Consider the following 14,335-nt stretch of genomic DNA (forward strand, 5'->3'; position numbering starts at 1 on the left):
CGAAGGTAAGAATTGCGGGGGTTGCTTACCTTGCCCATCCGTAATCACCCCGCACCTGCGACCACGCCCGCCTTATGCTGCTAGACCGCTTCCTCCGCTACGTTAAAATCGATACCCAGTCCGACCCGCACTCCCCCACCCAACCGAGTACGGAAAAACAAAAAGACCTGGGTAAAGTCCTCGTTGCCGAACTACGGGAACTTGGCCTCGACAACGCCCACCTCGACGGACACGGCTACGTCTACGCCACTCTACCCGCCAGCCCCGGGGCGGAAAATGCACCGACCATTTGCTTCTGCAGCCACGTCGATACCTCGCCAGACGCGAGCGGCACGAACGTGAAACCCGTGGTGCACCGCAACTACCAAGGACAGGACCTAGTGTTGCCCGACGACCCTTCGGTAGTCATCCGCAAGAGTGACCATGCCGGCCTCGACCGGAACATCGGCAACACCATCATTACCGCCAGCGGCACGACCCTACTCGGAGCCGATAACAAATCCGGCGTCGCGGCCATCATGACCGCCGTCGAAACCCTGCTGAATAAGCCGGACATCCCACACGCCCGAGTCCGTATCCTGTTCACTCCCGACGAAGAAATCGGCCGCGGCGTCAACGCCGTCGACATGAATAAACTCGACGCCGACTTCGGCTACACGATCGACGGCGAAGAATTCATGAGCCTCCAGGACGAGACCTTCAGCGCCGACGGGGCCAGGATAGACATCACCGGCGTCAGCGCCCACCCCGGCATGGCCAAAGGGCACATGGAAAGCGCCATCAAGATTGCCGCCGAGATTATTTCTCGCCTTCCAAAAAACGAATTGACTCCCGAAACTACCGAGGGCAAACAGGGCTTCGTCCACCCGGTTGAGATGACCGCAAAAGCCGAAAGCGCCCGCATCGATCTCATCCTCCGCAGTTTCGCTACCGCTGAGCTGAAGGATCACCGCCAGTTACTGGAATCAATCATTGCGGATGTACAACCGGACTTTCCCAGCAGCGAAATTAAATTGACCATTACTGAGCAGTACCGCAACATGAAGGAAGTGCTCGACCAGCATCCCGCCGTCATGCAACTCGCCAAGGACGCGATGACCAACGTCGGCCTCACGCCAAAACCGGACAGCATCCGCGGCGGCACCGATGGGTCCCGCCTGAGCTTCATGGGCCTACCCTGCCCCAACATCTTTGCCGGAGAACACGCGTTCCACGGCAAGTACGAATGGGCGAGCCTGGAAGAAATGGAAGCGGCGGCCAGCGTCGTCGTGGAAATCGCCCGGCTTGCCGCAAAACAAACCAAATGATCTGGAAGACCACCCCCACCATCGACGGCCTGAACCAATCCGGCGTCAACACCGCCGGCGACGTGCTCGGCATTCGCTTCACTGAAGTGGGTGACGATTACCTAATTGCCACGATGCCGGTCGATAAAAACACCGTGCAGCCCATGCGGATGCTCCACGGCGGCGTCAGCTGCGTGCTGGCCGAAACCCTGGGCAGCGTAGCCGGAATGCTGTGTGTACAAAACCCCGGCGTTGACTACGTAGTCGGGACGGAAATTAACGCCTCTCACCTCCGGGGCGCGCCCGAGGGTACGGTCGTGACCGGTAAAGTGACTCCGGTGCGCGTTGGCCGGACGATCCAGGTTTGGAACATCGACATCACCGACGAGCGTGGCCGCCTGGTTTGCGTCAGCCGTTTGACTTGCGCCGTGATTAAGAGTTAATCCGGGACTTGAAGCTCGGTTTTAAGCGCCGCCATGCGCTCCATTAGCCGTGTCTTGACCTCCCCTAGCTCCGCGTCCTCGCTGCGATTATCCATCTCGTGCGGATCGGTTTTCAGATCGTACAATTCATAACCCTCGAAGCCGGGTTCGGTAAACTGAATTAGCTTGTACCGCTCGTCCCGAATGCCCTCGTGGCGGGCGACCCGATGGTAAGAATTCATTTGTTGGTAGTATCGGTAGTAAACGTCCTCGCGCCAGTCGTCGGGCGTGTTACCTTCCAGTAGCGGACGGAGACTACGGCCCTGGACCTCTTCCGGCGTAGCGATGCCCGCGTAGTCGAGGAGCGTGGGGCCGAGGTCGAGATTAAGCACGAGGTCTTCGTTGACCTTTTTGCCCTTGAAACCAGCCGGGTAGCGAATCATGAGCGGCGTGCGGTGGCTTTCTTCGTACATGAATCGTTTGTCGTACCAGCCGTGCTCGCCCAGGTAAAAGCCCTGGTCGGAGGTGTAGATCACGATGGTATTTTCGTCCAGTCCGGTTTCTTCCAGGTAGTCCAGTACGCGGCCGACGTTGTCGTCGACTGACTTTACGCTCGCGAGATAATCCTGCACATACCGCTGGTAGCGCCAGGCCAATTCTTGCTCGGTTCCTTTCACTTCCCGCCACTCTTCCCCGATGCGTTTTAGGTAAGGCGCGAAGGCCGCGCGTTGCTGATCGGTTAGGCGCTCCATTTGCCAAGTAAAGCCTTTCACCCGGTCGAAATCCGGGTCGGTAATGAAGCCGGCGCCGCCCGTTCCCGGGTCGGGGTACTGGTATTCTTTCATCACCTTCAGGTCTTCGCTCGTGAACATGTCGGCGATGCGCATGTCGGCGTGGGCGGCGGCGGGGCGGCCCGCGTAGTCGTCCCGCAGCGTGGCCGGTTCCGGATAGCGTTTGTCGAGCAAGCCCGGTAGGTCACTAGTGTCGGGCATCCAGTTGCGGTGCGGTGCCTTGTGCCAGTAGAGCATCATGAAGGGTTGGTCGGTGGGGTCGTTCGCGGCGCGTTCGAGTTCTTCCAGCGCGTACTCCGTGATGATGTTGGTCGTGTAACCTTCCTGCCGGTCCAGCGTATCGCCGTTGTGGACGAAGACCGGGTAGTAGTAGTTCCCCTGGCCCACCAAGCCACGGAATTCGTCGATGCCGCGCGGCCGGGCCTGGAGGTGGTGTTTACCGATCAGCGAGGTACGGTAGCCGGCGTCGTGGAGCGCTTCGGGGAAGGTCCACTGGTCGGGGTTGAACGGGCTCAAGTTATCGATCTTTCCGTTCAGGTGGCTGTACTTTCCAGTGAGAATCGCCGCGCGGCTCGGTGCACAGATGGAGTTCGTCACAAAACTGTTCCGGAACACCACGCCCTCGTTTCCGATCCGGTCGAGGTTTGGCGTTTCAGTCAGTTCATCCGTGTACGCCGAGATCGCCTTCTGGGCGTGGTCGTCGGACATGATGAACAGGATGTTGGGCCGGGGCAAAGCTTCCGTTACGGTCTCGGGGGCGCCCCGATAGCTATCGGGGCAGGAGCAGAGTAATACCGAGAGGAGCAGAAAAGCGTAGTAATTGCGCATGGAGATGTAGTTAAGTTCTGCAACTTATTTTACTTGGTGATTAATGTCACCCGGATTTATTCGAAACCAAAAGACTATGTGCGCCTACGCTATTACTCTACTGCACGTACCCGGGGTTCTGTTCCAGTAGCCCCAAACTAAGCTCAATGTCCCCCTGCGGAATTGGAAACAACTCATGTTTACCCTCCACAAAGTTTTTACCAAGCGCCTTCATGACGGAGGCGGCGCGGTTCGTCCGGACCAGATCGAACCAGCGGTGCTGCTCCATCGCCAGTTCTACCCGGCGCTCCCGTAGTATGGCGGCCCGTAGTTGACCTTGATCGGTTGTCGTCACGTCCGGGAGAAAGCGGGTGCTCGTTCCCCGGGCGCGGGCGCGGATTTGATTCAGGTAAACCAAAGCTTCCGCCTGACGGCCAGTTTCGTTAAGTGCTTCGCTAGCGATTAAGATTAAGTCGGCGTAGCGAAAAATGCGAATGTTGCCGGGGCCATTACCGTTGCCACCGGGGTGATCGACGACGAATGCTTTTTGGTTGAACCGAGGGTTCACGATATCCGGATTGGGCTGAACGACGTTAGAACCGTCGGGCAAAATTTCTCCCACGTAAAGGATGGTGGCTTCCCGCCGGGGGTCTCCTAATTCAAAAGCGCCGATCAAGTCATCGCTCGGACGGTTAAAACCCCAACCCAGATTCGTAGCACCGCGCACGCCCTGTACCTCGTTGTACTGCGTACCGCCTCCACCCGTCTCGTAAGCTGCGGCCTGTACTTCAAAGATGCTCTCGGAAGCATTTTCACCGGCCTGGGTGAAAATGCCCTGGTAGGTAGGTAACAAAGCATATTCGTTACTATTGATGACTTCCTCAGCCAGGTTCGCCGCGTTGGCAAATTCACCACGGGTCAGTGCCACCTTCGCCAGGAGAGACTTAGCGGCCCCACTGGTCGCGCGACCGAGATCTTTGGCCGCATATTCGGATTTTTCGGGCAGGACGCTCGCCGCAAATTCAAGGTCACTGATGATCTGCGCGTACACGTCCTCCAGTGGCGCACGGGCCATTAAGTTAGTTTCGGGGAAGGGAGTGGTGATGAGCACTACGTCACCAAACCACCGGACGAGGTTGAAATAGTAATGCCCCCGGAGGAAACGAGCCTCGGCGATCAAACGCGCCCGCAAGTCCTCATCCATTTCCGGGACGGTGGGAATGCGCTCGATGGCCAGGTTGGCCCGGAAGATACCGTCGTAATAGCCGGCCCAAACGCCCGTAGGACCATTGTTGGAGGGGCCATGGGTAAATTCGTCCAGTTCCTGTAGATAGTTAGCGTCGCCGGGGACGCTTCCTTTTTCCGCGTCATCGCTGACGATGTCCGTCATACCGATGAACGGAAATACGTGTACCTGGAAAGAGCGCAATTGATTATAAACCGCATTAATCGATTGCTCGGCCTGTTCCCCGTCTTTAAAGAAATTTTCGAGCGTGATGCTTCCCTGGGGCGTACGCTCCAGCACGTCACTGCATCCCATCAGTAAACTGAGACTCAATATCAATGCTACTATTCCGTATTTCATGATCTGATATTTTTTATGGTTAAAAGCTGGCATCCAGGCCGAAAGTGACGATGCGAGATACCGGATAGAGCGTGCCGCGGTCGATGCCGCTACTGAACTGCCCTCCGGGGTAGACTTCAGGATTGTAGCCTGAATATTCCTGACTGGTTAGGAGGTTAGTCCCGTTTACGTAAACGCGAAAACGCTGCATTCGGATCTTCTGGCTGATGTCGGCCGGCAGTGTGTAACCCAATTGTAAGCTTCTGAGCCTGATGTAGTTACCACTCTCGATGTAGCGGGAAGAAACGGTCTCTACGTTCTGTCCGGCAAGCGTAGCCAGGGGGCCGGTGTTGCTCGATCCCTCACCGTTGAATCGGTCCAGGAAGAAAGTCTCCTGGTTGTAAGTTCCAAAACGACTCGCCCGCTTGGCGTTAAGTATCTCGTTGCCAAACTGGCCGGTTAAGCCAAAATTAAGGTCCACGCCCGCGTAACGAATGGAGCCATTCACGCCGATGATCAAATCGGGAATCGGGGAGCCAAGCAGCGTACGATCCGCGGCGGTAACTTCTCCGTCTCCATTGCGATCCCGAAAGCGCAGGTCACCGATAACTTGCTGTCCTAGCTGCGGAAAAGTCCCCAGTTCGTCTTCGTTCTGGAAGACACCGTCGAGTTCGTAACCATAGAACCCGCCGATGGGGTAGCCCTTCACCCCGCGCGTGCTGTTGACGCCACCGATGCCGAAGCCACCGTCAAAAAACTCGCCGCCCTCACCGTCGATACTTAGAATTTCGTTATCGAGGAAAGTAGCGTTTCCGCCGATAGAATAACTGAACTTCCCGGCAGTCTCCCGCCAGTTGATGTTGAGCTCGACGCCGCGGTTGACGACTTTAGCAATATTTTGAAAAGGCTCCGTCGCTCCGATGTAATCGGGAATAGGTGCCCGATAAAGTAGCCCATCGGTCACCTTATCGAAAAAGTCTACGTCGACCAGCAGCCGGTTGGACAGGAAGCCCATCTCTATCCCGAAGTCGAACTGAGTAGTCTCTTCCCAACGCAAATTAGGATTGGCCAGCGCCTGTAGTGTTTGTCCGATGTTCAACGCTTCGTCCGAACCGAACACGGCATTCAAACCTGAATTAACCAGGGCGGTGAATCGATCCTGACCGATTCGGTCATTTCCCGTCACGCCGTAGCTGGACCTGATCTTCATGCGGGAAAACAACTCCCCCCCATCCCAGAAGCCTTCCCGGCTGATGTTCCAACCCAATCCTACCGAGGGAAAGAAACCCCTGCGAAAGTTGGCGCCGAAGCGGGATGACCCATCACTGCGGGCGGAAACGGTCAGCAGGTAGCGGCCGTCATAATTATAATTTACGCGGCCCAGGAAACTTTCCACCCCAAAGGTTCCCCCGTTGATGCCGTTTCCGTTCGTGGCCGTCATTTGGTCGCCCAGTCCGAGGTATAGTAAGGACGGGTCGCTGCCCTGGATGCGTTGCCGTCCGCCACTGACGAACTCACCAAACTGATCTTGGTACGTAATCCCCACCAAGCCATCGACGTGGTGGAGGCCGAAATCATTGCTGTAATCGACGGTATTTTCCCACAACCAGTTGCGCTGATACGAACTGGTCAAATTAAGATCGTTGATCTCGTTCTGCTGCGCCGCGGAGACGAAGAACACCGGACTGAAACGGCGGTTAAACCCGGCGGAAAAGTCAAGGCCAAAGTTGCTCCTGAACGTAAAGTGCTTCAGGAAATCCGCTTCCAGGTAAGCACTGCCCACCCCGCGGTAGTCTTGGCCCTTGTTGTAATTGTAAAACTGGGTTGCCAACGGATTACCGCTATTACCCCGTAAAGAAGTATCCCCGAAGTTTCCCAACGAATCCCTTGGTTCGGTGATCGGGTCGGCCCGGTAAGCGCCCTGCAGAATGCCACCAGCGTTCTGGTTATCCGATTTCGAGTAGATAAAGCTGCTGTTCAACCCGACCCGCAGCCAACTCTTGATGCTACGCGAGGTATTGAGGCGAACCGTCAGCCGGTCGAAACCGGAACCGTCGATAATGCCTTGCTGGCTAAAATAATTAGTACTCAAATTGAAACCACCCTTATCACCACCTCCCTGGAAGGAAAGCTGTACGCTGCTGATGGGTGCGGTTTGAAAGATCAGGTCTTGCCAGTCCGTCCCCTCGCCTAATGACTCCGGGTCCGCGTAGCGGGGTGCGCGGCCACTATTTGCGTCGATCTCGTTGACGATCGTTGCGTACTCCGTGGCGTTCAGCAAGTCGAGCCGGCGGCTCACTTCCTGGGTGCCGGTGTAAGCACTTACGCTGACTTGTCCATCACCGCCCCCCGTGCCTTGCTTGGTCGTGATGATGAGGACTCCGTTGGCCCCCCGTGCGCCGTAAATGGCGGTTGCCGACGCATCCTTCAGGACGGATACGTTGGCTACGTCCGCCGGATTGATAAAATCTATATCGCTCAGGATCATCCCATCCACCACGAAAAGTGGGCTGGCATCGCCAAAGGTTCCAACGCCACGAATCCGAAAAATGGCGCCCGCGCCCGGCGCGCCCGACGTAGGAATAATCTGGAGCCCACTCACCTTTCCCTGCAGCGCCTGCCCAAGGTTTTGGGTAGGAATGTCCATCAACTCCTGCGCGTCGACCACGGCAACCGCGCCAGTTAAGTCACTCTTTTGCTGGATGCCGTAGCCGACCACAACCACCTCGTTCAGCGTTTCGGTAGCCTCGCTCATCAAAATATCCACCTGCGTCCGCCCCGCGATCTGTTCTTTAATTTCCCGGTAACCCAGGTAAGTAAACCCAAGTGCTTCGGTGCCTTCTGGGACCGAAAGACTGTACTTCCCATCAATGTCCGTAATGGTTCCGGAGGTCGTGCCGATGGCGCGTACGCTTACCCCGATCAGGGCATCCGTCCCGTCCGTAACCGTTCCCGAAATGGTCGTTTGGGCGCGGACGCAGGTGCAGAGCAGGGTGAAAAAAGCAAAGAAAATTAGTAATCGTTTTTGCATGATTTATCGCTTCAGTGAGGGTGAGTTAAGTGAAAATTCGGCACCGTTCTCCGTGGTGGAACTGCCGCCGATAAATACCGTGAACCGCCCCGGCTCGCTACCGAACGTGCGGTCGCGGCGGTGGAAGGACAGGTCCTGGCTGGTTAGTTTAAACGTGATGTTCTGCGTCTCCCCGGCACGCAGCAGGACGCGCTGGAATGCTTTTAATTCCCGCACCGGCCGCGTGACGCTCCCGACGTGGTCTTTCAGGTAGAGTTGTACTACTTCGTGCCCATCCACCCCGCCGGTGTTGGACACCGTTACCGTGACGGTCAGCGTGTCGTTCCGATTCAGTTCCTGGCCGCTCAGCGTTGGTGCTCCGTAACTGAACGACGTATAACTAAGGCCGTACCCGAATGGATATAGGGGCAGGTTACTCTCGTCGATGTACTTACTGACGTACTTGCCAGTTTCGTCCAATTTTGGCCGCCCCGTATTTTTCATACTGTAAAAGATTGGTACCTGACCGACGGACCGGGGAAAGGTCATTGGCAACTTGCCGGCGGGGTTATACGCACCGAAAAGCACGTCCGCCACGGCATTGCCCGCCTCCGTCCCTGGGTACCAAGCCTCGACGATGGCGCTGGCCGTAGAATCAATTCCCGTGAGCGTCAGCGGGCGACCGTTGAACAGCACGACCACCACGGGCTTACCGGTAGCCGCGAGTTGGCGAATCATATCTTCTTGCCCCCGCGGCAGATTGATATCGGTCCGGCTGGCGGCTTCACCGCTCTCGAACCATTTTTCCCCGGCGGCTACGACAATCACGTCGGCGTCGGCAGCTTGCGCGAGTGCCTGGTCCACTTCCTTTACGTAGGTAAGTTGCTTAGCGTCAGCCATCACTGCTTGCATCCCAGTCAGTAGCGTCACACAGTCGGCGGCCCGGCCGTCTCCGTGCCAAGCACCGAGCATATCGGCCTTGCTGTCCGCCAACGGGCCGGTGAGCAAGATCTTCTTTTCGGACTTAGCCAGGGGTAATACGTCGTTCTCGTTCTTGAGCAACACTAAGCTTTCCCGGCCAATCCGACGGGCTGCGGCCCGGTGCTCATCCGTCAGGATACTGGTTTCCTGCCGCTCATTATTGAAATAGGCGTAAGGGTCGTCGAACAGCCCGGCGGCGTACTTCATGCGGAGGACGCGGCGGACGGCTTCGTCAACCTGGTCCATCGCAACTTCCCCCTTCTTGACCTGGTCGGCCAGATGGTTGTAGAACACGGCTCCTTGCATATCCATGTCGACACCGGCGTTCGCGGCCATTATTCCGGCGTCGGCCTCGTCCGCAACGACTCCGTGGGGAACCATCTCGTTGATGCTCGTGTAATCCGTCACCACAAAGCCCATGAAGCCCCAGCGGTCGCGCAAGATTTCCGTGAGGAGTTTATGGCTTCCGGATGCAGGTATTCCGTCCAGTTCGTTAAAGCTGGTCATGAACGTCGCGACGCCAGCGTCCAGCGTTGCCTTGAAGGGTGGCAGGTATATTTCTTCCAGTACCCGTTCGGAGATGTCGACGGTGTGGTAATCGCGACCAGCCTGTCCGGCCCCGTAGGCGGCGAAATGTTTGGCGCAGGCCAGCACGGTCGTTGGGTCACGCAGGTCGTCGCCCTGGAAGCCCTTCACGCGGGCGGCGGCCATTACGGAACTGAGGTAAACGTCTTCGCCCGCTCCTTCCATCACGCGCCCCCAACGGGGGTCACGAGCGATGTCTACCATTGGCGCAAACGTCCAGTGCAGACCGGCGGCGGCGGATTCCTTCGCGGCAATCGCCGCGCTTTCCCGCGCGGCTTCCGGGTTAAAACTGGCGGTCTCGCCGAGGGGGATGGGAAATATGGTCCGGTAGCCGTGGATCACATCGTAGCCAAAAATCAGGGGGATACCCAGGCGGGTGCCGTTCACGGCAAGTTCTTGCAGTTTCCGATTATAATCAACCGTATGGGCGTTGAAAATGGCACCGCACTTTCCGGCCTTGATGTCCGCCTGATACCCTTCCCGCAAGGTCGGGCCGGTCTTGACCCAGTCCGAGGTGAACAGCGTCATTTGTCCTACTTTTTCTTGCAGGGTCATCACGCTGATCAAGCTGTCGACCTTGGCCTCGTGCCCGGCGTTGTACCACGCCGGCACCGACTGCGCGGAGAGCACGGTAGTGATGCTGAAGAGCAGCAGGAGCGGTAGTGTATATCGTTTTATCACGTAAGTTTTGTTATAAATTGTCACCCGGTCACCCGGTCATCCGACGGATGGCCGGGTGACAAGTACATTATTTAGCGAGCCAGCCACCGGTAAATCCGGCCCTTTCGAGGCCTTTGCGGACGTAAGGATTGCGGCTCATCAAGTCCCAAACCAACCCAGACCGTTCATTTTCAATCTGTATCAAAATCGGCCCCTGGTCGATGCCCAGGTAGTCGACGTCAAACCAACCCTGCGGCCGGTCTTCGGTCACGTAGGTGAGGTTGAAGGCGTCCTTAAAACCGTACGGACCGACGAGGCTGTCGTAATGCGTCGTCCACATCTGCGCCAGCGCGGCTTCGCATTCTTGCGGGGCAAAGGGGAAACTGCCGCCGGCCGCGGTGGGCGTGATCGTGCCGTCATCAATGACGTGGCGGGCAGAAGCTCCCCGTGCCTTATATCTCCAAAATTTCAGCTCCTTTCCATCCGCACCCTGCATCCTGCCGCCGGGCCCATCACACGCCGTGAGCCCCCACTGATCGGGCCCGTAGCCGACGAAACCCGCTGAGTTTTCCACGCAGTGAGCGCGATTGGCTAGCGTCGCTTCGGTGCTATTTTTAAAATAATCGGAACCACGTTCCTGCATGTATGCATCCTGAATACCGCGAAAGTCGACGTACATGTGGCTGTACTGGTGACCGAACAGGGGACTAAAATTGAGGTGATCGTACCCCTGAAATTCGTCCCAATCGTAAGTCTCCGTCCACTTTTTCCAGGCGTCGTCCGGCAACGGGTGCGTCGGCGAGCCGAGCCCGAGGACGAGTAAGATCATGGCCTCATTGTACCCGTGCCAGTCGGCTTTGATAAAACCCTTTCCCGGCTTCCAACCCATGCTGAGGCGCCCCTTTTCGTTGAGTGCCCAGTCCCACTCGACGCGTCGGTACAACTTGTCGGCGAGGTCGCGAATGGACTGCTCCGTTTCGTTGTCCCCGTCAAAGTAAGTCTGGGTAGAAAGCACCCCGGCCAGCAGTAATCCGCTGTCGATGGTGGACAACTCAGTCGTTTTGTAGCGCGTCGCGTCTTCGTAAGTCAGGAAGTGATAAAACAGGCCCTTGTAGCCGGACACGCCGCTTTCGGCATCGCCCTGCGGAAGTTCCCACAATACTTCCAGCGTCTTTTGCACGCGGTCGGCGGCGGCTTGCCGCGTCACAAAACCGCGCTCGACGCCGATGAGATAGGACGTGAGGCCAAACCCGGTCGCGGCAATGCTACTGAAACGCCTGGTCGGCCAACGATCTGGGATCTGATAATTATCCTCGAGGGCCGTCTCCCAAAAGAAGTCGAATGTCCGCCGCTGGACTTCGTCGAGCGAAAAAGGCACCGCCTCACCCCCCGCCACGACCCGCTCCACGGTGGAAGGAGTCTGGCAGGCGGTGAGGAGTGCCGCAAATACAAGTAGTAAGTAATTGACGCTTTTCACTGGTAAGGTTTAGCGCTTGATGAACATCGTACGCGCTACTACCACGCCGGTTTCGTCACGGGCGGTGAGCACGTAGGTGGCGGTAGGCAGGTTGGCCACGGGGAGGTAAACCCGGTCTTGCCCACGGTTGATGCGCAAACTTGCCTGACGCTGGCCGAGGAGATTAGTTACTTCGAAAAGCGTGGCGTCGTTGGCATTTTCAATTGTCAACCGGTCGGCAACTGGGTTCGGGAAAACCTTCAGCTCGTCAATCGTAATTGGCTGAAAAATGCCGGTCGTCATTCCACATAAGCCACCACCGACGGCGATGTCGTCGAAGTAATGCGTCAGGTTTTCCGTCGGAATCTCCGTCCGGTTCGGAATGAGCGTGAGGCGCTCGTAAGTGGCACCGGTCGGGATAGGGTCGCCACCCTGGGTGTTGCTAAAATCAAAGGTCAGGGTCTGCCACACGTCGGGTGTTGTGTACTCCGCAGCGATGTCTCCACTACCGGGTGCTCCGCCTACCGGGCGCTCCAATTTCATGACTACGGTGCCGGCGATCGGCATCAGCATTTTAATGGTGATCGTCTTGTTTTCTCCGAGGATAATCGGGGCAATTGGGGAGCTCGCCAGGCCGGCGAAAAGTGCACCGTCATTGGCTTCTATGAATGACCCGACCGAAGCACTACCGTTACCGTCACTCACGAGGGGATTATCCACGATGGTGAACTGCTCGTCTTCGAATGAACCGTTGGAAAAGTAATTGAAGTCCGTCAGGGTAAGGTCACCGGGCTCGAAAGTCGTGATGCAATCCATGGTAAACGGCGCGCGCGCAACCCGGATGTTGTCGATGAAGTAGGTGTTTGGCGCGGTGTTATTCTCACCCGCTCCGAAGAAAAGCGCCAGGCGCGTGTGCCCCTGACCGGCCGCGGCGCTGAAGTCGGCGGAATAGTCAATCCACTCCATCGTTTCGGGGATGTCCAGGAATACCTCGACGACATCATTTGGTCCGCCTTCCAGTTTAAAAAGAATTTGACCGGCAACGGGCGACCAGATTTTTGCCATGATTTGGTTCTTCTGTGCAAAATCAAACGGATTATCCTCGCCCCGGTCAATGACCAGCGCGTTAAAACCACCGGTCTGGTCGATGAACTGACCAACTTTCAAACTATTGTTTTCGGGCTTAACGTCGGGGTTATTAACGACCGAGAGGAACTCGGCACCCAAGGTGTACTCGCCGTTGCGCTGACATTCGAAATCGTCAAATACGTCGGGGTCATTTTCTACGTCGACGCACGCGTCGATGGTAGACTGGCCTTGTCCCAGATTGTCGAACAGATAGGTACCCGTCCCCGTCGTGCTCGGGTTGAATAAGATATTGACCTGGAAAAAATCGGTAATTTCTTCGAAGTTCTCAAAGTTAAAATTGAGTGTTTCCCACGTGCCGGGGGTCGTCAGGGTTGCATCCGCGGTTTTGACGCCTTCAAGTGCGCTCACGAGTTGTAATTGGACCGTGGTTGCGCCTGCGGGTGCCACTACGTCGAGGTTCAACTGGGGATTCGTGGTAAGGTCGAGCCCTTCCAGCAATTCCGCGCTAATCGCGCTGAAATTGCTGGCGGCGCGGGTGTAGCTACCCACGTTCGCGCTAGTGTTCACGCCACCAGTCGACGGGTTGGCGACGACGCCGTTATAGGTACCGTTCACCGTCGAGTTATTGTTGGCGGGCCCCCAACTTAGGTTGGCTCCATTCTCAAAATCTTCTAGCGCCTCGGCAACGGGTGCGACGGTACGGGTAATGTTGTCGATGTAGTAAACGTCTCCGTCACCATTTTCACCGGCGTTGAAGAAGAAAACAAGCTGGCTGTGGTCGGCTGCCGCCTGATCGCTAAAATCAACGCAAACCTGCGTCCAGGCCATGGTAGTCGTAATCTGGTTAGGTATCTCTTTGACGGGAGACGCTCCACCTTCCAGCTTAACCAGCAGATTACCGGCAACGGGTGCCCACACATCGATGCAGATATAGTTGTTCACACTGAGATCAAGACCGTTGTCGTAATTGATGCTCAGGGCATCAAAACCTCCGGGGCCATCCGTGTACTGCCCTACGCCAGTGGATTGATTAATACCACTCGGGTCCGGGTTAGCGATCACTTCAATGTTTTCGAAACCGCCCCGGTAGGCAGCGTTGCGTTGGCACTCGAAGTCGTCGATGATGGTGACGTCTTCCGTAGTACCGGCACAGGGTCCGGCGGGGCTAACGGTCAGGTTGTCAAACAAGTAAGTGCTGTCGCTCTCCGCAACGCCCGGGTCAAAGAACAGGATGAGGGTGTTGATGCTATCCGCATCCGACAACGCACTGAGGTCGAAAGTGTAAGTACGCCAAACGTTTGCCGTGGTAATGTTGATGCGCTTTTCGGCACTGCGGCCACCGCCCTGGAGCTTGAGAATCATCTCCGTTGCGGCACCCGCGTTGAGCTGGATGCTGAACAGATTGTCGGTACTCAGGTCGAGCGGTGCGTCGAAGACGGTGCGGAAAAGGCTAAAGGCATTCGTACCGCTTTTGGTGTAGGAGCCCACCCAATCGCTGGTATTCGCGGTGGTGTCGTTGGGGTTCATCACGGCGCCGTCGTAGGTGCCATTCACGGCTTCCCAAACGAGGTCGGGAGTGCCGCCTTCAAAGTCTTCGAGGACGGTTTGGGCCTGCACGGCAAAGCCGCCGCAAACGCAGAGTAATAGGAGTAAAAGTTTATGCATGATGTCGTTAGTTTGAGCG

8 protein-coding genes are annotated in these 14,335 nt (G+C 56.9%); 2 read left to right on the forward strand and 6 right to left on the reverse strand.

All coding sequences use genetic code 11. The annotated features are described in order from the left end of the window. The first annotated feature begins 74 nt into the window (after positions 1 to 74). Positions 75 to 1,307 carry a peptidase T gene (gene pepT, locus GGR27_RS02645; RefSeq protein WP_168035836.1) on the forward strand — a complete coding sequence of 411 codons (1,233 nt, stop codon included), beginning with the start codon at positions 75 to 77 and terminating at the stop codon, positions 1,305 to 1,307. Continuing rightward, complete coding sequence (locus GGR27_RS02650; protein ID WP_168035837.1) at positions 1,304 to 1,729, forward strand: hotdog fold thioesterase; 426 nt, start codon at positions 1,304 to 1,306, stop codon at positions 1,727 to 1,729. Before pepT ends, GGR27_RS02650 begins: the two co-directional genes overlap by 4 nt. On the opposite strand, the gene GGR27_RS02655 is transcribed toward GGR27_RS02650, so the two are convergent. The 6 genes from GGR27_RS02655 to GGR27_RS02680 all read right to left on the reverse strand — a co-directional run bounded on the left by GGR27_RS02655 (position 1,726) and on the right by GGR27_RS02680 (position 14,316). Continuing rightward, positions 1,726 to 3,327, reverse strand: coding sequence for a sulfatase family protein (locus GGR27_RS02655; protein WP_168035838.1), 1,602 nt, complete (start codon positions 3,325 to 3,327; stop codon positions 1,726 to 1,728). The genes GGR27_RS02650 and GGR27_RS02655 overlap by 4 nt on opposite strands. Positions 3,328 to 3,424: 97 nt before the next feature. Next, the gene (locus GGR27_RS02660) at positions 3,425 to 4,891 is read right to left on the reverse strand and encodes a RagB/SusD family nutrient uptake outer membrane protein (protein ID WP_245184375.1); all 1,467 of its coding nucleotides are present in this window, start codon (positions 4,889 to 4,891) and stop codon (positions 3,425 to 3,427) included. Between the two features lie 19 nt (positions 4,892 to 4,910). Beyond that, on the reverse strand, positions 4,911 to 7,901 hold the full coding sequence (locus GGR27_RS02665) for a SusC/RagA family TonB-linked outer membrane protein (protein WP_168035840.1): 2,991 nt from the start codon (positions 7,899 to 7,901) through the stop codon (positions 4,911 to 4,913). 3 nt (positions 7,902 to 7,904) lie between these two features. After that, a complete protein-coding gene (locus GGR27_RS02670) occupies positions 7,905 to 10,127 on the reverse strand; it encodes a glycoside hydrolase family 3 N-terminal domain-containing protein (RefSeq protein ID WP_320060332.1) in 2,223 nt (740 codons plus the stop codon). A 67-nt stretch (positions 10,128 to 10,194) separates the two neighbouring features. Next, complete coding sequence (locus GGR27_RS20360) at positions 10,195 to 11,583, reverse strand: glucoamylase family protein (RefSeq protein WP_168035841.1); 1,389 nt, start codon at positions 11,581 to 11,583, stop codon at positions 10,195 to 10,197. A 9-nt stretch (positions 11,584 to 11,592) separates the two neighbouring features. Continuing rightward, positions 11,593 to 14,316 carry a T9SS type A sorting domain-containing protein gene (locus GGR27_RS02680; protein WP_168035842.1) on the reverse strand — a complete coding sequence of 908 codons (2,724 nt, stop codon included), beginning with the start codon at positions 14,314 to 14,316 and terminating at the stop codon, positions 11,593 to 11,595. Positions 14,317 to 14,335 lie beyond the last annotated feature (19 nt).

The sequence above is a fragment of the Neolewinella antarctica genome (assembly GCF_011927835.1).
Classification (GTDB): Bacteria; Bacteroidota; Bacteroidia; order Chitinophagales; family Saprospiraceae; genus Neolewinella; species Neolewinella antarctica.